At 64.9% G+C, this 23,913-nt stretch carries 22 protein-coding genes; 18 read left to right on the top strand and 4 right to left on the bottom strand.

The genetic code is table 11. The annotated features are described in order from the left end of the window. Nucleotides 1-40: 40 nt before the first annotated feature. On the bottom strand, nt 41-841 hold the full coding sequence (locus tag A3CW_RS0125560; RefSeq protein ID WP_028206097.1) for an SDR family NAD(P)-dependent oxidoreductase: 801 nt from the start codon (nt 839-841) through the stop codon (nt 41-43). 274 nt (nt 842-1,115) lie between these two features. Between A3CW_RS0125560 and A3CW_RS0125555 the strand changes: the two genes are divergently transcribed. The 9 genes from A3CW_RS0125555 to A3CW_RS47610 all read left to right on the top strand — a co-directional run bounded on the left by A3CW_RS0125555 (nt 1,116) and on the right by A3CW_RS47610 (nt 10,270). After that, a complete protein-coding gene (locus tag A3CW_RS0125555; protein WP_028206096.1) occupies nt 1,116-2,351 on the top strand; it encodes a CaiB/BaiF CoA transferase family protein in 1,236 nt (411 codons plus the stop codon). A gap of 129 nt (nt 2,352-2,480) precedes the next feature. Continuing rightward, complete coding sequence (locus tag A3CW_RS0125550; protein ID WP_028206095.1) at nt 2,481-3,398, top strand: LysR family transcriptional regulator; 918 nt, start codon at nt 2,481-2,483, stop codon at nt 3,396-3,398. Nucleotides 3,399-3,614: 216 nt separating this feature from the next. Then, a complete protein-coding gene (locus tag A3CW_RS0125545) occupies nt 3,615-4,928 on the top strand; it encodes an MFS transporter (protein ID WP_028206094.1) in 1,314 nt (437 codons plus the stop codon). A 144-nt stretch (nt 4,929-5,072) separates the two neighbouring features. Next, nucleotides 5,073-5,303, top strand: coding sequence for a hypothetical protein (locus tag A3CW_RS0125540; RefSeq protein ID WP_028206093.1), 231 nt, complete (start codon nt 5,073-5,075; stop codon nt 5,301-5,303). Between the two features lie 201 nt (nt 5,304-5,504). Continuing rightward, nucleotides 5,505-6,782: an acetyl-CoA hydrolase/transferase family protein gene (locus tag A3CW_RS0125535; RefSeq protein ID WP_081771805.1), complete on the top strand. Its 1,278-nt coding sequence runs from the start codon at nt 5,505-5,507 to the stop codon at nt 6,780-6,782. Between the two features lie 120 nt (nt 6,783-6,902). Next, nucleotides 6,903-7,784 carry a branched-chain amino acid ABC transporter permease gene (locus A3CW_RS47615; RefSeq protein WP_051481712.1) on the top strand — a complete coding sequence of 294 codons (882 nt, stop codon included), beginning with the start codon at nt 6,903-6,905 and terminating at the stop codon, nt 7,782-7,784. 2 nt (nt 7,785-7,786) lie between these two features. Beyond that, entirely contained in the window at nt 7,787-8,791 is a 1,005-nt protein-coding gene (locus A3CW_RS0125525) for a branched-chain amino acid ABC transporter permease (protein ID WP_035513937.1), read from the top strand. Further along, nucleotides 8,788-9,546, top strand: a complete 759-nt coding sequence (locus A3CW_RS0125520; RefSeq protein WP_035513934.1) for an ABC transporter ATP-binding protein — start codon at nt 8,788-8,790, stop codon at nt 9,544-9,546. Before A3CW_RS0125525 ends, A3CW_RS0125520 begins: the two co-directional genes overlap by 4 nt. Beyond that, a complete protein-coding gene (locus A3CW_RS47610) occupies nt 9,530-10,270 on the top strand; it encodes an ABC transporter ATP-binding protein (protein WP_051481711.1) in 741 nt (246 codons plus the stop codon). Before A3CW_RS0125520 ends, A3CW_RS47610 begins: the two co-directional genes overlap by 17 nt. On the opposite strand, the gene A3CW_RS0125510 is transcribed toward A3CW_RS47610, so the two are convergent. Next, the gene (locus tag A3CW_RS0125510; protein WP_035513931.1) at nt 10,251-11,762 is read right to left on the bottom strand and encodes an aldehyde dehydrogenase; all 1,512 of its coding nucleotides are present in this window, start codon (nt 11,760-11,762) and stop codon (nt 10,251-10,253) included. The genes A3CW_RS47610 and A3CW_RS0125510 overlap by 20 nt on opposite strands. Before the next feature lie 297 nt (nt 11,763-12,059). On the opposite strand from A3CW_RS0125510, the gene A3CW_RS0125505 reads away from it, so the two are divergent. The 9 genes from A3CW_RS0125505 to A3CW_RS0125465 all read left to right on the top strand — a co-directional run bounded on the left by A3CW_RS0125505 (nt 12,060) and on the right by A3CW_RS0125465 (nt 21,075). Continuing rightward, nucleotides 12,060-13,214 (top strand): CaiB/BaiF CoA transferase family protein, encoded by a 1,155-nt coding sequence (locus A3CW_RS0125505; RefSeq protein WP_028206088.1) that lies wholly within the window; start codon nt 12,060-12,062, stop codon nt 13,212-13,214. Between the two features lie 197 nt (nt 13,215-13,411). Beyond that, nucleotides 13,412-14,557: an acyl-CoA dehydrogenase family protein gene (locus A3CW_RS0125500; protein WP_028206087.1), complete on the top strand. Its 1,146-nt coding sequence runs from the start codon at nt 13,412-13,414 to the stop codon at nt 14,555-14,557. 81 nt (nt 14,558-14,638) lie between these two features. Next, nucleotides 14,639-15,136 carry a MaoC family dehydratase gene (locus A3CW_RS0125495; RefSeq protein WP_028206086.1) on the top strand — a complete coding sequence of 166 codons (498 nt, stop codon included), beginning with the start codon at nt 14,639-14,641 and terminating at the stop codon, nt 15,134-15,136. A 10-nt stretch (nt 15,137-15,146) separates the two neighbouring features. Further along, complete coding sequence (locus tag A3CW_RS0125490) at nt 15,147-16,358, top strand: thiolase family protein (protein ID WP_028206085.1); 1,212 nt, start codon at nt 15,147-15,149, stop codon at nt 16,356-16,358. 21 nt (nt 16,359-16,379) lie between these two features. Further along, entirely contained in the window at nt 16,380-16,793 is a 414-nt protein-coding gene (locus tag A3CW_RS0125485) for a Zn-ribbon domain-containing OB-fold protein (protein WP_028206084.1), read from the top strand. A 69-nt stretch (nt 16,794-16,862) separates the two neighbouring features. Then, the gene (locus tag A3CW_RS0125480; RefSeq protein WP_028206083.1) at nt 16,863-18,077 is read left to right on the top strand and encodes a CaiB/BaiF CoA transferase family protein; all 1,215 of its coding nucleotides are present in this window, start codon (nt 16,863-16,865) and stop codon (nt 18,075-18,077) included. Between the two features lie 15 nt (nt 18,078-18,092). Then, nucleotides 18,093-19,253: a CaiB/BaiF CoA transferase family protein gene (locus tag A3CW_RS0125475; RefSeq protein WP_028206082.1), complete on the top strand. Its 1,161-nt coding sequence runs from the start codon at nt 18,093-18,095 to the stop codon at nt 19,251-19,253. 115 nt (nt 19,254-19,368) lie between these two features. Continuing rightward, nucleotides 19,369-20,298 carry a LysR family transcriptional regulator gene (locus A3CW_RS0125470; RefSeq protein WP_028206081.1) on the top strand — a complete coding sequence of 310 codons (930 nt, stop codon included), beginning with the start codon at nt 19,369-19,371 and terminating at the stop codon, nt 20,296-20,298. 198 nt (nt 20,299-20,496) lie between these two features. Continuing rightward, nucleotides 20,497-21,075, top strand: a complete 579-nt coding sequence (locus tag A3CW_RS0125465; RefSeq protein ID WP_028206080.1) for a DUF2889 domain-containing protein — start codon at nt 20,497-20,499, stop codon at nt 21,073-21,075. Between the two features lie 343 nt (nt 21,076-21,418). On the opposite strand, the gene A3CW_RS0125455 is transcribed toward A3CW_RS0125465, so the two are convergent. Further along, nucleotides 21,419-22,645 carry an ABC transporter substrate-binding protein gene (locus tag A3CW_RS0125455; protein ID WP_028206079.1) on the bottom strand — a complete coding sequence of 409 codons (1,227 nt, stop codon included), beginning with the start codon at nt 22,643-22,645 and terminating at the stop codon, nt 21,419-21,421. Nucleotides 22,646-22,823: 178 nt separating this feature from the next. Further along, nucleotides 22,824-23,744: an alpha/beta fold hydrolase gene (locus A3CW_RS47605; RefSeq protein ID WP_245623739.1), complete on the bottom strand. Its 921-nt coding sequence runs from the start codon at nt 23,742-23,744 to the stop codon at nt 22,824-22,826. Between the last annotated feature and the right edge of the window lie 169 nt (nt 23,745-23,913).

Genomic DNA, 23,913 nt, shown 5'->3' with positions numbered 1-23,913 from the left:
TGGTTCGCTACGCGGGCGGCCAGAGCGCCGCCGCCCGCGATCAGTGCATGGTTAGGCCGCCCGTCGGGCTGAGCGTCGCGCCCGTGAGGTAGGCCGCTTCATCGGACGCGAGGAATGCCACGACGTGGCCGATGTCGGACGGCGCGGCGACGCCCAGCGGGCAGCCGGCGATAATCTTTTCGTACTGCTTGCGATGATGGTCCGACACCTTGCTTTCCTCGCCAAACACTGCGTCCCATGACGGACTGTCGCGCACGACGGTCACGCAGACGCAATTCACCCGGATCCTTTCGCGGGCCAACTCACGCGCGATGACCTTGCTCGCGCGGATCAAGCCGCCGGCGAAGGTCGAGACGGCGGTCTGTCCCGGCGTCGGCACGCGGCCGCCCTCCGACGTCACGAAAATGATGCTTCCCGAGCCTCGCTCACGCAGGTAGGGGACTACGGCCTGCGCGGGATACAGCTTGGCAAGCGTGTTTTCCGCGACGACCCCGGCCACGCGCGCGAGGTTGATGCTCACGAAGGCACCACGGACCTCGGGAGCGCGCGCCTCGGTGTCATTGCCGCCTGCATTCGCGACAACGATGTCGATGCCGCCGTAACGGGACGCGGTTTCCGCGGCGAGGGCCTCCATGTCGGCCTTCGACCGTACGTCTCCCGGAAGAAAATCCACTGTAGCGCCGCTCCGGCGCAACTCTGCCAGAACGGCGGCGGCCTTCTCCGCGCTTCTCCCGCTGATCACCACGGTCGCGCCGCGCGCCGCGAGCTGCGCGGCGATGCCTTTTCCGATGCCACCAGTGCCGCCAGTGACGATCGCGACTTTTCCTTCAAGACTGTTCATTTGTCATCGCCTTTAGATCGTGAGCAAGCCGGAACGGGCGAGCCAGGGGGCCGCCGCGTATCTCCAGATCCATGGTACGAACGGATCCTGGGAAATGCGATTGCCTTTTCGTGAAGCGGAGATTGATCGCTCGCGAACGCTCACGCGGTTCGCGAATCTGCAACGTCGCATTGGTGAATCGGCAATTGAAGGCGGGCGCCGGCGCAACTAGCATTCGTTGGCAGTGACGGCTCCGCCCCGGATAAGACCGTTCATGAGTTGCCGAGGAGAAGACATGGAAGCAGCATCCCAGGATCCGCACGTTGCGCGCCCGCTGGCAGGCATACGCGTGCTGGCGGTCGAGAATTTCATCGCCGGGCCATTCGCGACGATGTGGCTCGCCGATGCCGGCGCCGAAGTCGTGAAGATCGAAACGCGCGAGGGCGGCGACTTCTCGCGGAGCACGAGCCCCGTCAAACCCGGTGTTGACGGTAAGCCCAGCGGCCTCGCGTTCCTTCGAACAAACCGCAACAAGAAGAGCATCACGCTCGATCTCAAGCATGCGGAGGGCAAACGCATCTTCAGGGCGCTCGCGGCCCAGGCCGACGTGGTGATCGAAAACTTGAGGCCTAACGTCATGGACAGGCTGGGGCTCGGCTATGCGGAACTAAGCGCACTCAATCCGCGCCTGATTTATGGGGCCATCTCGGGTTTCGGTCACGACGATATCAAGCCGAGCCCGTTCGGCGACTTTCCGGCGTTCGACATCGTAGGGCAAGCAATGAGCGGACTGATGTACAGGCCCGAGCGAACCGGCGACCGGCCCACATACCTGGGCTTCTCACTGGCCGATATCGAATGCGGCGTACTCGCGCTCTATGGCGTGGTGCTGGCCCTGCTGCATCGCGAACGGACGGGCAGGGGCAAGAAGGTCGACATCGCGATGTATGATGCCTCGCTGATGCTCAACGAGATTTCCGTCGCCATGTACTCGGCAACAAAGCGCACGTCGCCGCCCGGCGTGCATGCGGTGACAGCGCCGTTCGGCACCTACCGCGCGAGAGACGGCTATATCGTCATCGCCGTGCTAGGCGAGCACATCTGGAAGCGCTTTGCCGTTGCGATCGGCTGTCCGGCCCTGATCGACGACCCGCGCTTCAAGGACGGCATGGCGCGCAAGCGCCACCTCGATGCGCTGAATATCGAGATCGACGCGTGGCTGGTCGACAAGACTCGCGAGGCCGCGCTCGACGCCTTGCGCGCGGCCGGCGTGCCGTGCTCGACCGTCAACGACGTGCCCGATCTGTTCGAGTGTCCGCACGTTGCCGCGCGTAGGATGCTGATGACGCTTGACGATCCGGTCTGGGGCGCGATTCAGGTCGCGGGCAATCCGGTCAAGATGTCCGATGTCGCGGAACCCGAGGCGAAGCTGCCGCCCCGGCTTGGCGAACATAATGTAGAAGTCCTGCGCGAATGGCTTGGCATGAGCGAAAAGGATATTGGCGATCTCGAAGCGCTGCAGGCCATCTGAATGTCACGATGCCACGAGGGCTTATGAGGACTTGCGCCGCGCGCCAATTGACGGCAGCCGAAGCGCGGCATAGTCTCGGGAGCGCGTCCGGCCAACCAGCGCGCCGGATCGTGAGAACGGAGCGCAGCCATGACCGTGTTGACCCTCAACAACCTGACGCGCCGCGTCGATCTGTTTACCCTGAGGCTGTTTCTCACGGTGGTGGAGGAGCAGCAGATGCGCCGCGCGGCGCTGCGGGAGAACATCACGCCGTCCGCGGCCACTCGACGCCTGCAGGAGCTCGAGGAGGTCGCGGGCGTCGATCTGTTCGACCGCCTGCCGGGCGGCATGATCCCGACGCCCGCCGGCGAGGTGCTCGCGCGTCACGTGCGTCTTCTGTTCGCGAATCTGGACGTCATGCGGCGCGAGATCGCCGAATTCTCCGAGGGCGTGCGCGGCCGCATCGTCGTCGGCAGCACCAGCACGATCATCGTGCAGTTTCTCGCGCGCGAGATCGCCGAATTTATGCGCGACTTTCCCCTCGTCGAAATCGAGCTGCAGGAAGACGCGAATGCCCGTGTAGTGAGTGCCGCGGTGTCCGGGAAAGCCGATCTGGCCATGTTCTACGCCACCGACGACATCCGCAGCGAAGCGCTGGATATCGTGGAGTTCCGCACTGACCGGCTCGTCGCTGTGGTGCCGCGCACCCATGCGCTGGCCGGGCGCGCGAGCGTGACTACGCGGGATCTGCTCGGAGAGAATCTGGTCGGCATCGCGCCGCATACCTCAATGATGACGCAGTTGCGCAATGCTGCCGCCATGCTCGGCAGCGAATTGCGCGTCAAATACCGGGTGAGCACCATCGAGGCCGCGCGTAGTCTCGTCAAGGCGGGACTGGGCGTGACGATCCAGCCAGAAAGCATGCTGCTCACCGAGGACGTTGACAAGGTGGCCTTGGTGGCGCTCGACGAGCCGTGGGCGCTGCGCCGGCTCTGCATCGGGACGAAGAGCGGCGAGCCGCTGAGCGCAGCCGTGAAGGCATTCATTGGGCAGTTGACCGATCGATAATTTCAGCCAGCTTTTTGCGGCATTTTCCGGCTTTGCGCGCCTGCGACGCGTGATTCGGAATCTGGAAAACTTCGCTTCGAAATCCGTCACTTGGTCGGACGATTTCGTCTCCCTATAGTGGGGCGGCCTGCACCCCTTCAACTCCGTCATCCCCTTTCAATCCCGCAACCATCAGAGCCGCACGGCCAGCGTGACCGTGAGCGGCAAGGAGACAACGTGAACAATTCCTCTGCACAAACCCGAAGAAGGTTATTAGTAGTGCTACTGTGCTTCATGACCATTGCGGTCGACGGCTACGATCTCATCGTCTATGGTGCGACCGTTCCGCGTCTGCTGGTGGAACCGGGCTGGGGACTCGATGCGAACGGCGTCGGCATGATCGGAAGCTGGACGTTGGCGGGGCTGATGGTGGGCCTCGTGGGCGCGGGACCGTTAGCGGATCGTATCGGCCGGCGCCGGCTCATCATGCTGGGCGTGCTGTGGTTTTCCGTGGGGGCGCTTTTCTGCGCGCTCGCACATTCGCCGTTCGCGTTTGGCGTGGCACGGTTCGCGACTGGCGTGGGGCTCGGAGGCGTAGTGCCGTCTTCCGTGGCGCTGTGCGTCGAGTACGCGCCCAGCAATCGCCGACAGCTTTACAACGCACTGACGCTGACCGGTTACTCGTTCGGCGGCGTGCTGTGCGCGCTGCTCGCCATCGCGCTGCTGGAAAGCCATGGATGGCGCGTTCTCTACGCGGCAGGCACGCTGTACGTTCTGATTCTACCGGCCATGTATTTCCTCTTGCCCGAGTCCGTCAATTATCTGGTTGATCGCGACCGCATGGACGAGGCGCGCGCGCTGGCGTCCCGCTATGCCGTCGACTTCGATCAGGTACTGCAGGAACAGCAGCATGGGCATGAATCGCATCCGGCTACGCCTCGCGTGAGCGGCCTGCGGCTCATGATGTCGGCGGAGTGGCGCGGGGCGCTGCTGCTGTTCGCGCTGATGGCCTTTTGCGTGCAACTGGTCGTCTACGGTCTCAATGTCTGGTTGCCGCTCCTGATGCGCAAGGCAGGCTATCCGCTGGGTTCCGCGCTGCAGTTTCTGCTGGTGATGCAGTTCGGCGCGGTCTCGGGCAATCTGTTCGGCGCATGGCTTGCCGATCGTCTGGGATCGAAGAAGGTCCTCATTCCGTTCTTTCTCGTCTGCGGCTTGTCTTTGCTGGTACTGAGCCAGAAGCCCGCCTACCCGTGGCTAGTGCTCGGCGTGTTCGGCGCCGGGCTGGGCTCCATCGGCTCCACCACACTTAGTTATGGCTATATCGCCGCCTGGTTCCCCGCATCGTGTCGGGCCTCGGCCATCGGCATCGCGCAGGGCCTCGGACGGATAGGCTCGATTCTGGGGCCGATGGTGGGCAGCTGGGTCATCGCGGCGAAACTGGGGCCGCAATGGAACTTCTACGCGTTCGCGGTGCCTGCGGTGTTCGCGGCCGTGGTCGTCGCGCAGATTCAGGAGGCGGCTCCGTCGCCCATGTCTTACGCGGACGTCTGAGCGTGCCGGCATCGTGCTGCCGTTCTGTTCAAAGTACGGAACAGCAGCACGGACAGCGTTGACGCTGGTGGGCTGAAAATCGCACGATGATCCCATGGACGAACCCGCAGTCGTGGCAAAGTAGTGGAGAGCAGGGAGAGGTAGATGGAAACGGTTCGAGTGTCGTTGCGCGAGGTCGTGGAGCGCTGGCTGATGCCCAGCCATGCGGTGCCGTTCCGGGTTCGCCCGTTACGCATCGCGGCGCGTGGCCGCTGTGTTCGAGTCGAGGCGCGCGCGCCGGGTGGCGAGATCGCCATCTGCTTCTTCAGGCATGACGATGGCGCGTGGCGCGTTTTCCCGCCGTTGCCACAACAGCTGACGATGCGCGTCGTGTGATCCGTGCGATGTTCCGTACAGTGCGGAGTACGGAACGACTATCGGCACCGCATTGACGCTCGCATGGGCCGGTGATGCAATGCTCATGAAATCGTGCGGGGCCGGCCCGAATAAGTCGGAGTCCTTTGTAGTTGGCCGCCTCCCATCACCGCACTTCACCCCTCATGCCCTGCTTGTATGAAACACCAGGAATTCCTGCCTATGGAAGCCACGGAAACTGCTGGCGCGCCGGACCCGACCACCCGCGTTCCCGATCTTTCCGGCCTGATCCGTCCCGGCGACACGGTGATGTGGGGGCAGTCTCATGCCGAGCCGGTGACGCTCATGCGCGCGCTGGTGGCGCAGCGCGAGCGGCTGCGGCGCATTCGTCTGTTTCTCGGCATCGGGCTGGCCGATGTTCTCGCGCCGGAGCACGCCGACGCATTCGACTTCCTCGCGTACTGCGGAAGCGGCGCGAATCGCAAGCTCGCTCGCGCAGGCGTGCTCGATATCCTTCCCGCGCACTACTCGCAGTTGCCGGCGCTGATCGGCAACGGCACGTTGCGCATCGATGTCGCGATGCTGCAGGTCTCGCCACCCGACGAACAGGGGCGTTACAGCCTCGGCCTCGCCCGCGAATATCTCGTCGAAGCGGTGAAGCATACGCGCACGATCATAGCTGAGGTGCATCCGGAGGTGCCGTGGACCTACGGCGGCCCGTGGCTGAAAGCGTCCGATATCGATCTGCTCGTGCAATCCGATACGCCGTTCGCGGATCCGCCGGTTTCCGCGCCGGGCGAGATCGAGCAGGCCATCGGCCGGAACGTCGCCACGCTCGTGGAAGATTGCGCGACGCTGCAGACGGGGATCGGCACGATTCCGGACGCTGTGCTCGCGCAACTGCACGACCGGCGCGATCTTGGCGTGCATACGGGCAGCATCGGCGACGGCGTCGCCGCGCTGTGCGAAGCCGGCGTCGTCACCAATGCTCGAAAGACGATCGACGCCGGCATCACGGTGGGTGGTGTCATCATCGGCTCGCAACGCATACGACGGTTTGCACACCGCAACGCCACGCTCGATCTGCGCGGTACCGAATACACGCACAACCCCACGGTGCTCGGCAGAATCGAACGCTTTGTCGCGATCAACTCGGCTGTGGAGGTCGACCTGACCGGCCAGGTGAACGCCGAGATGGCCGCGGGCACCTATGTGGGAGCCGTGGGCGGCGTCAGCGATTTTCTGCGCGCGGCGCAGTCGAGCGCTGGCGGCGTGCCGATTATCGCGCTGCCTTCCAGGGCAGGCGCGCACAGCCGCATCGTCGCGCGCGTCTCGGGGCCCGTGACCGTGCCGCGCAGCGACGCCTGCGTGATCGTCACCGAATACGGCGTGGCGGATCTGCGGGGCCTGTCGCTCGCGCAACGCGTCCCGCGCATGATCGCCATCGCGCATCCCGATCATCGCGAGCGGCTGGAGCAGGAGGCGCGCACGAGCCGTTGAGCGGCGAGGGGAGCAATAGAGAAGAGCAATCAAGACGCATTAGAAACGCGGCGCGCCGGCGCACATGCCAATACCCGGCCGGACCGGGCCGCAACATGGAGATCTGGAGGAGCACGGTCAATGAACTGGCAATTACTGGGAGCGCAGCTCCTGGCCGGCGTCGCGAACGGCGGCCTGTATTTTCTTGTCGCCTCGGGGCTCACGCTGCTGTGGGGTGCAATGGGCGTTGTCAATCTCGCGCACGGCTCGTTTTTCATGCTCGCGGCGTTCGCAGGCGCAACCTGCATCCGGCTGCTGGGTCCTGGCGCCGGCTTTGTAGTTGCGATCCTGGCCGTGCCAGCGGTCGTCGCGCTGTTCGCGTCGGCGCTCGAACTGTCGCTGTTTCGCCGCGTCTATGCATCGGGCATGTGGGGGCAACTGCTCGTGTCGTTCGGGCTCATGCTGCTGCTGAACAATGGCATTCGCATCGTGTTCGGCACAGAGCCGCTCTCGATGCCGGTGCCTGCACAACTATCGGGCTTCGTCGAATTCGGTGGCGTGCGGCTCGCCAGCTATCAGCTCGCGGTGCTGGCCGTAACGGGCTCGGTCGCCGTGTTCCTGTGGCTGCTGCTCGCCAAAAGCCGCACGGGGCGTCTGATACGTGCGGCAGTGGACGATCCGCAGATGCTCGAAGCGGTGGGTGTCGACGTCAAGCGTCTGCGCACCGTGGTGATGGGCGTGGCCGCGATGCTGGCCGGCATCGCGGGTGTCGTGGCCGTGCCGCGCGGCGCGATCAACACTGGTATGGACGTGCAGATCGTCGTGATCGCGTTCGCGGTGATCGTCGTCGGCGGTCTTGGGGCGATTTGGGGAACGCTCGCGGCGGCGCTGCTAATCGGCGTTGCCGAGGCGCTTTCGACGATGGTGCTCGACCACGGCAGCGAGATCGTGATCTTCGCCGTGATGGTGGTCGTTCTGGTGCTCCGGCCCACGGGCTTGCGCACGATAGCCGGGAGAGCGTGATCATGAAGCAGTGCACCGCAAAGACCGTTCTGGCGGCGTTGCTCTCGGCCGGCGCGCTTTGTCTTTTCCCTTATTTGATTCCGGCGGCGATTGCTGCGGCATATCTGCCCGAAGCGACACGCCTTGTGATCCTGGCCGGCACGGCGATGAGCCTGAATCTGCTGGTCGGAACCACGGGCCTGCTCTCGCTCGGGCAGGGGCTGTTCTTCGGGCTCGGCGCCTATGTCGTTGCGGTAGCAACGATACGCTTCGGCGCTTCGTACTGGAGCGGCGTGGCGCTCGCGATTGTCCTCTCCGTGTCGGTGTCGTTGCTGAGCGCGCTGATTTCGCTGCGCGCACGCCATCTGTTCTTCGGCCTGCTGACGCTGGCCATCGGGCAGGTCGCCTTCGTGTTCGTCGTGTCGAGCTACAACCTGACGGGCGGTGACGACGGGCTAGTGGGCGTGACGCTGCCCGACTGGCTAGGGAGCGGGCCGGCGCAGTTCCGCTTCGCGGCGCTCGTCACCGTCGCGGCCTGTGTTGTGCTCCTGAAGATCACTTCGTCGCCGTTCGGTGCGATGCTCGGCGCCGTGCGCGACAACGCCGACCGCGTCGCATCGCTGGGCGGCAATCCCAAACGCTTCGAGCTGGCCGCTTTCATGATCGCGGGCGCATTCGGCGCGCTGTTTGGCGCTGTGCTGGCGGGCGTCGAGGGCAGTGTCGATCCGCATCTGTTTTCGTGGGTCACGAGCGCGATGCTGCTCATGATGATCGCGCTGGGCGGCCGCTCGGTCTTTCTCGGGCCGGTACTGGGTATGCTGGTGCTGGAGATCCCACGGGCCTACGTGCAAGTCCATTCGTCGAATGCGGACCTCGTGGTCGGTGCGCTCGTGATCTTTTGCGCGCTGGCTTTTCCGGAAGGCATTGCGCCGAAGCTCATCGCGTTGCTGGCCGCGCCGCTGCGGGCACGACGCGGTGTGCCGGGCGCGGCTGTTTCGTCGCAGCGCGGCATAGAGGGGCAGCCATGAACCATCGCGTCGAACTGGCGCTGGAAGCGTCGAACCTCGTCAAGTCGTTTGGGGGCTTCACAGCCGTCAACGGCGTGTCGTTTTCCATCGGACCCGCCGAGGCCGTGGCGATCATCGGTCCAAACGGCGCGGGCAAGAGCACGCTGTTCGACCTGCTCACCGGACGCAAGCTGCCCGATAGCGGCGAGGTGCGCGTGTTCGGCGCGCCCGTCACGCGGCAGGCGCCGTGGCGACGCGCGAAGCACGGCATCGGCCGCTCGTTTCAGGTCAGCAGCGTGTTTCCCGGCTACACGGCGCTCGAAAACGTGCAGATCGGGCTGATGCTGGCGCAGGGGCATGCGTGGAATCTGTTGCGGCTGGCCACGCGCACGAACCGCGATGAAGCGAACGTCCTGCTCGAAAAGGTCGGGCTCGCGGGCAAGCGCGAGGTGCCGTCCGGTGAGCTTTCGTATGGCGACCAGCGCAAGCTCGAACTGGCTGTGGCTTTGTCGACGGGGCCGCGGCTCTTGCTGCTCGACGAGCCGACGGCCGGCATGGGACGCGACGAGTCGCGCGACTGCCTGAGCTTGATCCACGCGATTGCCGCGGAAGAAAAGATGCCGATGGTGTTCGTCGAGCACGACATGGATATCGTATTTTCGTTTGCGACCCGCGTGATGGTGTTGGTGGCCGGGAGCGTGCTGATCGACGGCACGCCGGACGCGGTGCGGGCGGACGAACGCGTGAAGGAGGCCTATTTTGGAGAAGCGATCTGACGATGCGCTGCGCGTCGAGGGGCTCGATGCGGGCTATGGCCGCGTGAAGGTGATACGCGACGGCGCGATTACAGTGGGGCACGGCGAGGTGGTCGGGTTGATCGGGCGGAACGGCGCGGGCAAGACGACCTTCATCTCGTCGGTGGCTGGACTCGTCATGCCCAGCGCGGGGCGCATCGAGCTGGACGGCATCGATATCACCACGCGCTCACCGAGCCGACGCGTGGCGGCGGGTCTCGCGCTTGTGCCCAGCGGCGGGCGCCTGTTCCGGTCGCTCACGGTGGCCGAGAACCTGACCATCGGCGTGAAGACTCCTACGCCGGGCCTGCTCGAAGGCGTTTTCGATCTCTTCCCAGAGTTGCACAAGTTGCGGCTGCGCTATGCGGGGAAGTTGTCCGGCGGCGAGCGCCAGATGGTGGCGATCGCCCGCGCGCTGATGCTGGAGCCGCACATGCTGCTGCTTGACGAGCCCAGCGAAGGGCTCGCTCCTGTTGTAGTACTGCGGCTCGCGAAGGCGATCGACAAGCTGCGCGCGGGCGGCATGGCGATGCTGATCGCCGAGCAGAACGCGAAGTTCGCCGACCTGATCTGCCAGCGCTGGTACTCGATCGACAAGGGGGCAATCGCGCCGTTCGGGAAAGAGGCGCTCGGGCCAGAGGCTTCGGTGGCGGCTGCGCTTTCCGTGCAGCCGCTGCCCAATGCGTTCAGCTCGCGTAAAGATTAGGGAACTGCCCGGTTGTACTGATGACGGTGGTGCGGGTCTCGTGGTACGGGTCGAGCGCACCTATACCGTTCTCGCGACCCCAGCCGCTCGTCTTGAATCCGCCATACGGTGTGGACCAGCGCAGGAACGAGTAGGTGTTGACCCAGACCATGCCAGCTTCGATGCGGTTCGAGACGCGGTGGGCACGTCCCAGGTCGCGCGTCCACAGGCCGGCGGTAAGGCCATAGGGCGTGTCGTTCGCGAGGGCGATGGCCTCGTCCTCGCCGTCGAAGGGAATTAGCGACGCCACCGGCCCGAAAATCTCGTCGCGCGCGATCCGCATGCCGTTGTTCACGCCTGCGAAGACGGTTGGTTCGACGAAGTATCCTGAGGCGAGCTCCGGCGTCGCGATGCGGTGGCCGCCGGCAATGAGTTCCGCACCGTCCTGCTTGCCGAATTCGATGTATGAGAGCGTCTTCGTCAACTGCTCCTCGTGTGCCTGTGGGCCCATGTGGTTCGTATCGATGGATGGCAGGCCCACGCGCACTGCACGTGCGCGCGTGCGAAACGCCTCGACCACGCGCTCGTAGATGGGCCGCTCGATCAGCACGCGCGAGCCCAGCGCGCAGCTTTGCCCCGCGAGCCGCCAGGCGGACGCGGTCGCGGCGTTGATCGCGTTGTCGAGATCGGCATCGGCAAAGATGATGTGCGGTGCCTTGCCGCCCAGCTCGAAGGTGAAGCGCTTGAGGTTGTCCGCGCCGTCGCGGACCATGTGCTTTGCGGTCTGGGTCGAGCCCGTGAACGAAATCTTGTTGACGTCGGGATGCTGGACGAGATGGGCGCCGGCCGTGCGGCCGAAGCCGGGCACCACGTTGAACACGCCGCGCGGGACGCCGGCCTCGTGCATCAGGCGGCCGAGCTCGAGAGCCGAGATGGGCGTCTGCTCGGCAGCCTTCACCACGACCGTGCAGCCTGCCGCGAGCGCGGCGCCGATCTTCAGGCACGTGGCGAGCAACGGCGCATTCCACGGAATGATTGCGCCCACCACGCCAACCGGCACGCGCGTAGTGAAGGCGTGCACGCTGTCGTCGATGGGAATCGTCGTGCCTTGCGCCTTATCGGCGAGGGAGGCGAACCATTGGTACCACTGGACCTGGGCCGTGAGACTCGCGCGATGCTCACGCACGAGGTTGCCGTTGTCGCGCGATTCGATTACCGCGAGCTCGGGAATCGCCGCGCTGAACAGGTCGGCGAAGCGGCGCAGCAACGCCGCCCGCTCATGGCCGGGCATGCGCCGCCACGGGCCATTGAACGCGGCGCGCGCGGCTGCCACGGCGCGGTCGATGTCCGCGCGGCCGCCCATCGGCGCGATGGCCCACGGCTTGCCGGTGGCCGGATCGATGCTTTCGACGAGCTTGCCGTCGATGGGGCTGACCCATTCGCCGTCGATATACAGGTGTTCGTAGCGGCGCAACGGCGCGTCGTGCTGCGCGCTCACGGGGGCTGTGGACATACGTGTCTCCAGTGTCGGTGTTGGGTGTCTTGCGGGACAAAGGCGCGGCGCCGGCCCAGTTCCGGTCTGGATTGCTGCGGTGCGCCGCGCACGGCCCTTCGCAACTCGAACACTATGCCCTTGCCATGCGGGGCGTCCATGTCGCTGCGAGCTTTGTTCCGGGATCTGAAAACGCGGGCAGGCCGCAACCGCGCTCGCCCGATTCGGCCGCATCGAAACGGCGCTTCGATTTTTCGCCATTGGTCGCGAGCGAGGCACACAGTAAGCTGAAATGCCATTGTTAGGAGACTTGTAACCATGCCCGAAACCCATGGCCCGCTGGCCGGTGTCCGGATCGTCGAACTGGGCGGTGTCGGACCGGTGCCATTCTGCTGCATGTTGTTGTCGGACCTCGGCGCGGACGTAATCCGTATTGATCGGCCGCCCGGATACGACGGCGGCGTGCCGGGCGACCCGCGCTTCAACCTGCTCAATCGCGGCCGCCGCAGCGCGGCACTCGATCTGAAACGTCCCGGGGCCGCAGCCGCGGTCCTGAAACTGGTTGGCAAGGCCGATGCGTTGGTCGAAGGCTTTCGCCCAGGCGTGGCGGAGAAGCTGGGCCTCGGTCCCGATGCCTGCCTCGCGGCGAATCCCGCGCTGGTCTATGGCCGCATGACGGGTTGGGGGCAGGACGGCCCACTCTCGCAAGCGCCGGGACACGACGTCAATTACATCTCGCTAACAGGTGTGCTGCACGCCATCGGCCCGGCCGATGGGCCACCCGCCATTCCGCTGAATCTCGCCGGCGACTTCGGCGGCGGCTCGCTTTATCTCGCGCTCGGCGTCGTATCGGCGCTGCTGGAAAGCCGACGGTCGGGCAAAGGCCAGGTGGTCGACGCCGCGATGGTCGATGGTTCGGCCTCGCTGATGACGCTGTGCTATGGCTTGCACGCGAGCGGCTACTGGAAGGACCAGCGTGCCAGCAACCGCCTCGATTCGGGCGCGCCCTGGTACAACGTGTACGAGACGAAGGACGGACGCTGGCTCAGCGTGGCCTCCAACGAGGCGCGTTTCTGGCGCAATACGCTGGAGCTGTTGGGGCTGGCCGTGGCGGACATGCCCGACCAGCATGACACGACCCACTGGCTCGAGGTGCACGAACGGTTTGCCGCGATCTTCCGCACTCGCACACGCGACGAATGGTGCGCACTGGCCGAAGGCCGCGAGGTGTGCTTCGCTCCTGTGCTGTCGATGACCGAAGCGCCTGCCCATCCCCACCTGCGCGCGCGTGGCACGTTCGTCGAACGCGATGGCGTCGTGCAGCCGGCGCCAGCGCCGCGCTTTAGTCGCACACCGGGCGCGATCCAGCGGTCGCCCGCGAGACCCGGCGAGCACACCGAGGAGGCGTTGCGGGACTGGGGATTCAGCGCGGCGGAACTCGAAGCATTGCGTGAGTCGCAGGTCATCGGTTGAATCGACGCTGTGCGCGGCGTCGCCGCAAGCTGATTAGATCGGAGTACATAATTTGCGGGAAGCCGGTTCGATCTTCGAATTATTCGAATCGTTGCTTCGTAATTGACCAGTTGGATCGGCAAAACCGCGGCCCTAATCTACATACAGTGATGCCCGGCACAAGAACGAGGCAAACACGTCAACTGGAGCGAAGACAAATGCAAGCGAACTTTCTGGACGAATCGCAGACGATGTGGCTCGACACCGTCAACCGGTTCATGGACAACGAGATCACCGTCGAGTACGTGCGCAAGTGCGACATGAATCGCGACTACCCGTACGAGGCCTACGAGAAGATCGCGAAACAGGGCTGGTTGGGCATCCTTATTCCAGAAGAAGAGGGCGGGTCGGGCGGCGATATTTTCGACTATTCGCTGATGGCCGAAGGACTCGGCAAGTTTGGTTTCGACTTCGCGTGCTCGGTGCTCGTGCCGACCTTTACGGCGATGAACATCATCAAGTTCGGCACGCCGGAACAGAAGAAAAAATACGTCCAGCCGTTCATCGACGGCAAGATCCGCTTTTCCGTGTCGATCTCGGAACCGGATGCGGGATCGGACGCCGCGAACACCAAGACGCGCGCGCGCCGCGACAGCAAGGGCGACTGGATCGTGAGCGGCCAGAAGCTCTGGTGCAGCGGCGCGGCGGCGAAAGACACTGTCATCGCGATGCTGGTGCGCACGAGCACGGACGACAAGCACAAGGGCCTCTCTGTCCTGCTGATCCCGAATGACACGCCGGGCATGGTGATCAACAAGCTGCCTACTCTGTCGCGCCATGCGACGGGTACGACCGAGATCTTTCTTGACGAAGTGCGCGTGCCGGGCGACGCGCTGCTCGGCGAAGAAGGCCAGGGCTGGAAGATCATCACGGAACACCTCGAGCTCGAACGCTGCGCCGTGGCGGCCGCCTACACGGGCAATGCGCAGCAGGCTGTGGCAACGGCCACGCGCTACGCGCACGAGCGTATCCAGTTCGACCATCAGCTCTACGACTTCCAGGTCGTTCGCCACATGCTGGCCGACTGCCAGACCAAGGTCGATGCAGCACGCCTGCTCTGCTACCGCGCCGCGCAAATGGCCGCGCAGCATGTGCCGTGCAGCCGCGAAGTGTCGATGGCGAAGCTCTACGGCTCGGAAACGCTGAAGGAGTGTGCACTCTCGGGCATGCAGATCCTGGGTGGCTACGCGAACCTGCCCGAAGCCGACATGGAGCGCTACTTGCGCGAGAGTATCCAGTCGACCATCGGAGGCGGCACCTCGCAGATCCAGCGCACGATTATCGCGAAGTCGATGCGCCAGTAAAGGCGCACGAGTCTGGATCAACGTAAGCGCGAGACGGGCGGTGCAGCCGTCTCGCCCATGAAATTCTCTGGAGACGTGGCAATGAGCGCAATCAACAACAGCATCAACATCCCGCTGGACGAACTGGAGATCGGGCACATGTTCCGCTCGCCAGGCCGCACGGTGACGGAAAGCGACGTGGTGATGTTCTGCATGTTCACCGGCAACTGGATCGAAATTCACTCGAACAAGGAATATGCGGAGAAGACCCGCTGGGGCGAACGCATCGTACAAGGCATGCTGACGTTTTCGCTGATTTCGGGCCTGCTGCAGTTTGGCCCGGCGATCCAGGCGAACTACGGCGTGGACAAGATGCGCTTCTTGAACCCGGTGAAGATCGGCGACACGGTCTATGCGAGCGCCGAAGTGATCGCGAAGAAGGACAAGGATGAAAAGTTCGGCGTGGGCACGATGCTGATCCAAGCCTATAACCAGCGCGGCGAAATCGTGCAGCGCAGCGAGTGGAGCCTGCTGATGCTGCGCCGGCGCGCGGATCTCGAGGCGCTGATCGCCGAATCGCAGCCCGATCTCAAGGTTTGAGGAGAACGGCATGAGTCCCCAACCGGTAGCGGCGATCGTCGGCATGGGCGATGCGTATGCATCGTTCGTGAACAGGAAGGACCCGTTGCAACTGGCAGCGGAGGCGACGCTTAACGCGCTCGCCGACGCGGGCATCCGCAAGGACCAGGTCGACGCCGTGTTCACGGGCCGCTCGCCGTGGGCCGACAAGCGGTCGCAGTGGAGCAACATCTTCATCTCGCACATGCAGATGCCGGTGACGATCACAAGCGAGTTGACGATGCACGGCGCCGGGCTGACCTCGACGCTCGCGATCGCCGCGCAGATGATTGCGGCAGGCAAGGCCGAGTACGTGCTGTGCCTGCAGAGCGACGCGACGGAACTGTTCGTCGACGCCGTCGCGATGGGCGCCGAGGCCGACGCCGACCCGCAGTTCGAGATTCCCTACGGCCCGACGATTCCAGCGCTCTACGCGCAGGCCGCGCGCCGCTACTTCCACGAGTTCGGCATTACCGAAGCCGATCTCGCCGATGTCGCCATTGCGAACCAGCGCTGGGGCCGGCATCATCCGCACGCTGCAAAGGCGAAGTTCGGCGAGATCGACCGCGCGAAGGTGCTTTCGTCGCCCTATGTGGCGACGCCGCTGCGCCGCTGGATGTGCTCCACGTGGGGCGGTGGCACGGGTGGCGCGCTCGTCGTCACGTCGCCCGAGAACGCGCGCGGCGCCCGCAACCCGGTGTACCTGCTCGGCTATGGTTCGGCGACCACGCACGAGTACCTGACCGACCGCATGAACATGCGGCAGTGCCGGTACGAGAGCCTCGGCGCATTCCCGAACCTGACCACGACGGCAACTGCAGAGGCGGCGCGGCAGGCATGGGCGATGTCGGGCCTCGCGCCTGACGATATCGACATGGCGCAGATCTCGGTCAACTTCGCGCACATGGGGCCGATCGTGATGGAAGATCTGGGCTTCGCGAAGAAGGGGCGCGGCATCGACCTTTATCGCGAAGGCCGCACAGGCGTGGACGGGGACCTGCCCACCGATACCAACGGCGGCTGGCTGTCGTTTGGACAACCAGGCATTTCGTGCAACATGGACAGCATTGTCGAAGCGGTGCGCCAGTTGCGCGGCGAGCCGCTGGGCCTCGCGCCCGCGCGTCGTCCGCGCACCGTGCTCGTGCAGGGTGCGGGCGGCATGCTGGCGGCCGGTGCGGTGCTCGTGCTGTCGTCCGCGACGTGATATCCGAAACGAGTACATTCCATGACAGACACTCAAACGCCCAATGGCTGGCCGCAGCCGTATCGCTTGCCGGACGCGGAACCCTACTGGGCCGCGTTATCGGAAGACCGCCTGACATACCAGCACTGCAAGGACTGCGCCCAGGCCGTGTGGCCCGCCCATTCGTTCTGCACGCACTGCGGGTCGCGCTCGCTCGACTGGCGGCAATCAAGCGGGTACGGCACGGTCTGGTCGCACAGCACGATCATGCGCGGCCCGACCCCAGTATGGGCCGGCATCGTGCCGTACACGGTCGGCTTCATCCAGATGGACGAAGGCTATTTCCTCTTCTCGCAGATCGATGCCGATCCGGAAGCCATCGAGATAGGCCAGCGCGTGGCGGTGCGCTTCGCGCAGCGCGGTGCGCAGAAACTACCGCTGTTCGTGCCGGCATAGGAACAAAACGTCAAGACGGAGGAGACAGCGTGAGACATATTCAAGGGGCACGCCCCGGCGGGAGGCATCATGGCCGGACCGCTTGAGGGCGTGCGCATTCTCGATCTCACGTCCAATTTCATGGGGCCGTATGCGTCGCTGCTGCTGGCCGACATGGGCGCGGACGTCTGCAAGATCGAATCGCGCGAAGGTGACACGACACGCAACATCGGGCCGTCCCGCCATGCGGGCATGGGGCCGATCTTCCTGCATCTGAATCGCAACAAGCGCAGCCTCGTGCTGGACCTGAAGCATCCGGAGGGCATCGGCGCGCTCAGGCGCATGGCGGCGAGCGCCGACGTCCTGCTGTACAGCATGCGACCGCACACGATGGCGAAGCTCGGCATTGCGTACGAGGACGTGCAGCAACTCAACCCGCGCATCATCTACTGCGGCGCGTTCGGCTTCGGCCAGAACGGGCCGTATGCGGCGCGTCCTGCCTACGATGACCTGATTCAGGCGGCAGTCGGCATGCCGGTGCTGCAAAGCCGCAAGTCGGGACCGCCCGACTATGTCGCGACGGCGATTGCGGATCGCGTAGTCGGCATGGCCACCAGCAACGCGGTGGCCATGGCGCTGTACCGGCGCGAAAAGAGCGGCGTAGGCCAGCAGGTGTTCGTGCCGATGCTCGAGACGTTCGCGCATTTCGTGCTCGGCGATCACCTGTATGGCCATACGTTCGTGCCGCCGCTCGGTGAGTGGGGTTACGCGCGCATGATGAATCCGGACCGGCGGCCCTATCGCACGCGCGACGGCTATATCGGCGTGAACGTGTATGCCGACCATCACTGGCGGCGCTTCTTCGTGCTCTCAGGGCATGCGGAAATGGTCGACGACCCGCGCTTCACCACCATAGGCGCACGCACCGAGCACATCGCGCATCTGTACGCATTTCTCGCGCAAGTGTTTGAGACGAAGACGACTTCCGAATGGGTCGCATTGCTGAGCGAGGCGGATATTCCCGTCATCGAAATGAACACGCCGGCAACGCTGCTCGACGATCCGCATATGCAAGCGGTGGGCTTCTTTGCCGAGCAGGAGCATCCGTCCGAGGGAACGATCCGTACGCTAGGGATTCCTCAGCAATGGAGCGAAAGCGCCCCGGAACAGCGGTATCCAGCGCCGCGGCTGGGCGAACAAACGGCGCAGTTGCTGGCGGAGTACGGTTTTGGCGGCGAGGAAATTGACGCGATGATCCGCTCGGGCGGCGCATGGACGCCCGGCGCGGGCGCCGAGAGAGACTAAGCAAGGGAGAAAACCATGTTGCGCGATTTGCCGTTGGCGGGTGTCGTGGTGGTGGAACTGAGCGACAGCGCGTCGGCGCCGTTCAGCGGGCGCATACTCGCGGCGCTGGGCGCCGAAGTCTGGAAGATCGAGCGGCCGGCGGGCGATTCGGCGCGCGGCTGGGGGCCGAGCAAGTGGAAAGGTAGCGGCGCCGCGTATCACGCGCTCAATCGTGGCAAGCGGACGATCTGCCTCGACATCAAGGACCGGGATCAACTCGCGACGTTGCACCGGCTGATCGCCGAGCACGCGGACATCTTCATCCACAATCTGCGGCCCGGTTCCAGCGCCGGCTATGGACTCGACGCGGACAGTCTGCGTGTGACGAAGCCCGAACTCGTCTATTGCGAAGTGGGTGCGTTCGGTCACACGGGACCGATGAATACGCTGCCGGGCTACGATCCGCTCATGCAGGCGTTCTCGGGGATCATGAGTATCACTGGCGAAGAGGGGCAGGCGCCCGTGCGGGCGGGTGTTTCGATCGTCGATTTCGGCACCGGCATGTGGGCGGTGATCGGCATCCTGTCCGCGCTGTATCGCCGGCAGATCAAGCATTGCGGCGCAACGGTGAACAGTTCGCTGCTGGAAACGGCGATTGCGTGGATGTCGGTCGGCATCGCGAACTATAGCGCGGACGGGGAGGAGGGCGGCCGGCACGGGTCGGGCGTGGCGTTCATCGTTCCGCATCGGGCGTATGCAGCGGCCGATGGCCATCTGATCGTGAGTTCGGCGAACGATGCGCTGTTCGCCAAACTATGCGCGGCACTCGGGCGCCCTGAATGGGCAACCGACGACCGCTTCGCCACCAATGCCGGACGGCTGAAGTACCGCGCGGAAATCGACCGCCTGATCGGCGAGCGCCTTGCGACGGACACGCGCGCGGTGTGGCAGGCGCGGCTGCAGGCGGCCGGCATTCCGGTCGCGCCGATCCAGACCACGGCCGAGGTCGTCGGCCACGAGCAGACGCACGCGCTCGGCATCATCGAAACGCCGCCCGACGACGAGATCGGTCTGGTCGGACTGCCGCTGTCATTCGACGGCAAGCGCCCGCCGCCGCTGCATGCCGCGCGCGAGATCGGCGCCGACAACGACCGGCTCGAACGCCTGCTGAATTTGCCGCGACAGGCGCCGCAATAGCGGCCGCAACAGGCGAGACCCTGGGCGCCGCGCAAGGGAGGACGGTGTACGATGATCCGGTCCGGCCCGCGCGGCATCGTGTAGAGGGGCAAAAAGAGCGGGCAAGAGAGGAGACATGAGCACCTTCAACCGGCTGCATCTGATCCGGCAGGTCGATCTGTTCACGCTGAAGTTGTTCGTTTCGGCGGTCGAAGAGCAACAAATCGGTCTGGCCGCTATTCGCGAGAACATCGCCGCATCCACGGCGACCAAGCGCATTCAGGATCTCGAAGACATCGCGGGCATCAAACTGCTGGAGCGCGGCCCCAAAGGGGTCGTGCCGAGCCCGGCGGGCGCCGTGCTGGTGCGCTACATCCGGCAGATCTTCGAGAATCTCGACGACATGCGCGCCGAAGTCGCGTCGTTTACCGAGGGCATGCGCGGCGAGCTGGCGATCGCGTCGGCTCGCACGATCATCGTGCCGTTCGTCGCGCGCGAACTGGGCGAATTCAAGCGCGAATATCCGCTGGTCGATCTCGTGGTGCGCGAAATGGAAAACGCCGATATCGTGCAAGCTGTCGCGCGCGGCGAGGCCGACGTCGGCGTGTTCGCGGCCACTCATGAACTCGACCTGGGCGGGGTGGACGTGACCCCGTACCGCACCGACCGCCTGATCGCCGTCGTGCCGCAGGGACACCGGTTGACCGCTCGCGCGAGCGTCTCGTTCGCCGACCTGCTGCCGGAGAACATCATCGCGGTCAACGCCATGCAGAGCGCGCTTCGGGCCGCGGCGCGGCGCCTTGGCGCCGACTTCGAGCCGCCTTACACCGTGAGCAGCGCGGGCGTGGCCGTGAGTCTCGTCGAGGCTGGGCTGGGGGTGACTATCCAGCCCGAATCGTTCGTAAGCCACGAACTGTTCGGCCGCGTCGCTGTGTTGGAGTTCGCCGAGCCGTGGGCGGTGCGCCACATTCACGTTGCGACCGCGCGAGGGCGCGAGCTGAATCCCATTACATCCGCGCTGATCAGGCAACTGCTGGACCGGCCGCGCGAGGACGCGGCGGCCTGAGCGCATTCGGGCGGAGCAGCGGGGCTGTGCTTTGAAGCCAGCGGGTTTCCAGGGTACGGAACAACCCGGCTGCGCACGTTGACTGGCGCTCGCGCACGACTCATCCTGACCGATACGAAGTTCCAGGACCGGCATGGCCGCGCACTTGCGCAGGCGCTCGCTCGCGCGTAGCGCTGCGAATACGCGAAAGGGAAGAGCATGACTGAAGCATCGATACCGGGCTCGACGGACGACGTGACCCGCGAGCCTCTCCATACACGAAACATCCACTTCGAGGGTTTCCGGCGCAGCGACGGCCTGTTCGAGATAGTCGGCCAGCTTGCCGACCGCAAGCCACACGAATTTACTCCGCCTGGCGGCCTGCGTGTGGTATCGGCGAACGAGTCGATCCATGACATCGGCGTGTGTGTGGTTTTCGACCTGGACATGGTCATCCACTCCGTCGCTACCACCATGCGTTCATATCCGTATCGCGACTGCTCGGGCGGTGGCGATTCGTTGCAGGCGCTCGTGGGGCTGCGAATCGGCGCGGGCTGGAGCGGCGAAGTCCGCAAGCGCCTGCCCGCCGGGGAGACCTGCACCCACCTGCGGGAGATTTTGATTCCGCTGGCGACGGCGGCCATTCAGGCCGTCAATCCGCTGCGCTCGCAAGTGTTGCTGGAGGCAACCGATGCGAACGGCAAGCCGCTCAAGATCGACAGCTGCTATGCCTATGGTGTCTCGCGCGAGCTCGTTCTGCGGCGCTGGCCGGCGTTCCACCGGCCGGCTGGGTCCTGAGGGCATCGCGCCGGGCGATCCTCCCAATCGGGCGGTTGATTGAGCACCTGTGTCTTCGACTTCAGAAACGCGTCTAGCCCTTCGGTTCCGCCTTCGCGTCGATGCAGGATTGCTTGAACCCGCCAAAGCCGATCGAGAAGTCGGTGCGCGAAGCATTGTGTCCGACCGTGCCCACCCGGTTGCCGAACACGGTGGATTCGAAAAAGAAGCCGCGCTCGAGGTGGTGGGGCGGGCGCCGCTGGCGGCCAGCGTCGCGCCCTCGGCGAAGCCTCTCGCTACATGGCGTTCGACCGTCTCGCGCTGCCGCGCCATGGCGAGCGGTCCGACCGCTTGCGTGCGCCGCTTACTGGCGCGCGGCGTCGACGATGGCCTTCGATGGTAGCGTCGCGCTCGCGGGCACCACCTCGTCGACGTCGAGAATGGGCTGCCCGTATTGCGCGCTCGTTGCGATCTTGCCGATGTATACGGGCACGCCGGCCTCGTGGTCGTCCTGGCCGAAACGCAGCTTGCCACGCAACGTATCGAAGGTGTTCGTGGTGAGCGCATGCACCACGGCGTCGGGGCTCGTCGAGTGCGCGGCGGCCACGGCCTGAGCCCAGGTCGTTACGCAGTCGTAGGCGACGCTGGCCCAGTCGGACGGATAGTTGCCCGTGCGCGCCTTGAACTGTGTAACGAAGGCCTTGCCCTGTGGCGTCTTCTCGATCTCGTTGAACGGTGCGTACTGATAGCCTTCCGTTCCGATGGGCGCGTCGTTGCCGAGATTCTTCAGCGTGGCCGCGTCGAGCACCGTCATGAAGTGGTTGTCGATCTGCTTGAAGAAGCCCACCGCGTTTGCCTGCTTCGAGAACGTAACCAGATCGGCGCCGTAGATCTGCGCCCACACATAGTCGGGCTTGGCCGCGAGAATCTTGTTGATGCTGGCCGTGTAGTCGATCGCGCCGAGTTTCGGATACTCCTCGACCACGATCTGGGCCTGCGGATTCAGCTTCTTCATGAGCGTCTTGAAGCGCTCGGCCGCCGAGCGCCCGCCTGCATAGTCGGGCACGAGCAGGGCATAGCGCTTGTACGGCTCTTTCGCGAGGCGCGTAGTGACGGCGCGCATCAGCATGTAGGTGGTGGGCGCCATCGAGAACACATAGGGTTGATAGTCCTTCATCGTGATCTCTTCGGCTGCCGAAACGGAGACGCACATCGGCACCTTGAATTTGGCCGACACCATCCTGCTCACGGCGAGCGTGCTGCCCGAGGAGATCGGCGAAAGCAGCAGAGAAGCACCCGACTGCACGAGCGCGCTGGCCTGCGTGATGGCGCGCTGCGGGTTCGTGCCGTTGTCCTGCTGGTCGAAGGTCACGGGCTGGCCGAGCACGCCGCCATGCTGGTTCAGGCTGTCCAGCGCGAACTGGATGCCGACGAGCGATTGCTGGCCGAGCGAGGAGGCCGGGCCGCTCAGGTCGAGCGAGGCGACGATCTTCGCGGGCGGCGCCGCAAGTGCATCGACGCTGGCGAAGCAGCATGAAAGCGCCAGCAGCGCGGAGGCGAGCGGCGTGCGCACGAAGGGGGAGGAATTCATTGACGTGTCTCCAGTGTGTGATGTTTGTCCAACCGTTGTACTGCGCCGGTATCGACATACACAAGCACGTGGCGGTGAAGGTTCCGTGCATTGGAAGCGTTGAAGTAACAGTCACTAATTCAGGTATGCGAACTGTAAGCGAAAGTACCGTGGACTGCTTCAGCGCGGCGCGGCCATATCATGCGCAGGCCTTCGCGTGCTGCGAAGGCAGGCCCGCGGCATTCGCATGCCGCAGCAGAAAGCGCAGCACGGTATCGCCGAACGCGTCGTTTTGGTCTCCTGCGATCGTGTGCCCGGCGTCACGCACGTTCACGTATTCCGCGTGCGGGCACAAGCGCAGAAAGGCTCGCGCGCCCGCTTCGCTGACGACCTCCGAGCTTTGGCCGCGCACGAGCAGCGTAGGCAGCCGCAGGTTGCGCGCACACTTCGAAAGGCGCGACTCGCGGCGCGCGAGATCGCGCGGCCATGCGGCGAAGCCGGGGTCCCAGTGCCAATGGTATTTCCCGTCGTCGCCACAGCGCATGCTTTGCATCAGGTCTTCCGCGTTCAACGGCCGTGCCGGATGGGCCCGCAAGCGCTGTAACGCGGCATCCACTTCGTCGAGCGCCGTAAAGCCGTCGGGCCGTTGCCGCATGAACGACTGCAGTCGCGCAACGGCCGCGCTCTCCGTTTGCGGCGCGATGTTGACGAGCACGAGCGCGTGCGCATTCAAGTAGCGCTCGCCTACCGCTAGCAGGCTCGTGCTACCGCCCATGCCGGCCCCCACGAGCACAGGTGCGCGCCCATCGAGCATGGCCGCGACGCATTCTAGGTCGCGAACCATCGCGCCCTGACTATAGTTGCAGACGGGCGACCAGTCGGAGTCGCCATGTCCTCTCGCGTCGAAGGCGATCACATGGAAGCCCGCTGCGGCCAACGCCTGGGCTGGTCGCCTCCAGGCGTGGCGGGTCTGGCCGCTACCGTGCAGCAGGATCACCGGCATGCCGTTCGGGGTGCCCCAGACGTCGCCGGCGAGGCGTGTGCCGTCCGCGCTTTTCCATACGCATGTTTGGGCGGGCGTATCGCGCCTATACGCCGGGGTTTGCGTCAAAGTCGTCACGATCGAACCTGTCTTATGCTGCGGGCATTTCCATGCGGGTGGGTTCTTGCTTTCCGCGATGATTCTTTGAGTTCGCGGCGCGGAATGTACAGGCATAAGTTCCGCGCATGGCCAGATTGCGTCAATGCCGGTAGCCCACGTGTTCCGTACTCCGATAGGGCGGGCTGCC

This window comes from Paraburkholderia nodosa DSM 21604, assembly GCF_000519185.1.
Lineage (GTDB): Bacteria > Pseudomonadota > Gammaproteobacteria > Burkholderiales > Burkholderiaceae > Paraburkholderia > Paraburkholderia nodosa.
The sequence above is the reverse complement of the archived record's forward strand: the minus strand, read 5'-3'. Positions and strand labels throughout refer to the sequence as shown.

Excerpts from the sequence above, each read along its gene's own strand:
- A3CW_RS0125470 (WP_028206081.1), top strand. The coding sequence starts at position 19,369 with ATGAGCACCTTCAACCGGCTGCATCTGATCCGGCAGGTCGATCTGTTC.
- A3CW_RS0125465 (WP_028206080.1), top strand. The coding sequence starts at position 20,497 with ATGACTGAAGCATCGATACCGGGCTCGACGGACGACGTGACCCGCGAG.
- A3CW_RS47615 (WP_051481712.1), top strand. The coding sequence starts at position 6,903 with ATGAACTGGCAATTACTGGGAGCGCAGCTCCTGGCCGGCGTCGCGAAC.
- A3CW_RS0125510 (WP_035513931.1), bottom strand. The coding sequence starts at position 11,762 with ATGTCCACAGCCCCCGTGAGCGCGCAGCACGACGCGCCGTTGCGCCGC.
- A3CW_RS0125560 (WP_028206097.1), bottom strand. The coding sequence starts at position 841 with ATGAACAGTCTTGAAGGAAAAGTCGCGATCGTCACTGGCGGCACTGGT.
- A3CW_RS0125500 (WP_028206087.1), top strand. The coding sequence starts at position 13,412 with ATGCAAGCGAACTTTCTGGACGAATCGCAGACGATGTGGCTCGACACC.
- A3CW_RS0125480 (WP_028206083.1), top strand. The coding sequence starts at position 16,863 with ATGGCCGGACCGCTTGAGGGCGTGCGCATTCTCGATCTCACGTCCAAT.
- A3CW_RS0125550 (WP_028206095.1), top strand. The coding sequence starts at position 2,481 with ATGACCGTGTTGACCCTCAACAACCTGACGCGCCGCGTCGATCTGTTT.
- A3CW_RS0125520 (WP_035513934.1), top strand. The coding sequence starts at position 8,788 with ATGAACCATCGCGTCGAACTGGCGCTGGAAGCGTCGAACCTCGTCAAG.
- A3CW_RS0125485 (WP_028206084.1), top strand. The coding sequence starts at position 16,380 with ATGACAGACACTCAAACGCCCAATGGCTGGCCGCAGCCGTATCGCTTG.
- A3CW_RS0125525 (WP_035513937.1), top strand. The coding sequence starts at position 7,787 with ATGAAGCAGTGCACCGCAAAGACCGTTCTGGCGGCGTTGCTCTCGGCC.
- A3CW_RS0125540 (WP_028206093.1), top strand. The coding sequence starts at position 5,073 with ATGGAAACGGTTCGAGTGTCGTTGCGCGAGGTCGTGGAGCGCTGGCTG.
- A3CW_RS0125455 (WP_028206079.1), bottom strand. The coding sequence starts at position 22,645 with ATGAATTCCTCCCCCTTCGTGCGCACGCCGCTCGCCTCCGCGCTGCTG.
- A3CW_RS0125555 (WP_028206096.1), top strand. The coding sequence starts at position 1,116 with ATGGAAGCAGCATCCCAGGATCCGCACGTTGCGCGCCCGCTGGCAGGC.
- A3CW_RS0125505 (WP_028206088.1), top strand. The coding sequence starts at position 12,060 with ATGCCCGAAACCCATGGCCCGCTGGCCGGTGTCCGGATCGTCGAACTG.
- A3CW_RS0125535 (WP_081771805.1), top strand. The coding sequence starts at position 5,505 with ATGGAAGCCACGGAAACTGCTGGCGCGCCGGACCCGACCACCCGCGTT.
- A3CW_RS0125475 (WP_028206082.1), top strand. The coding sequence starts at position 18,093 with ATGTTGCGCGATTTGCCGTTGGCGGGTGTCGTGGTGGTGGAACTGAGC.
- A3CW_RS0125495 (WP_028206086.1), top strand. The coding sequence starts at position 14,639 with ATGAGCGCAATCAACAACAGCATCAACATCCCGCTGGACGAACTGGAG.
- A3CW_RS0125490 (WP_028206085.1), top strand. The coding sequence starts at position 15,147 with ATGAGTCCCCAACCGGTAGCGGCGATCGTCGGCATGGGCGATGCGTAT.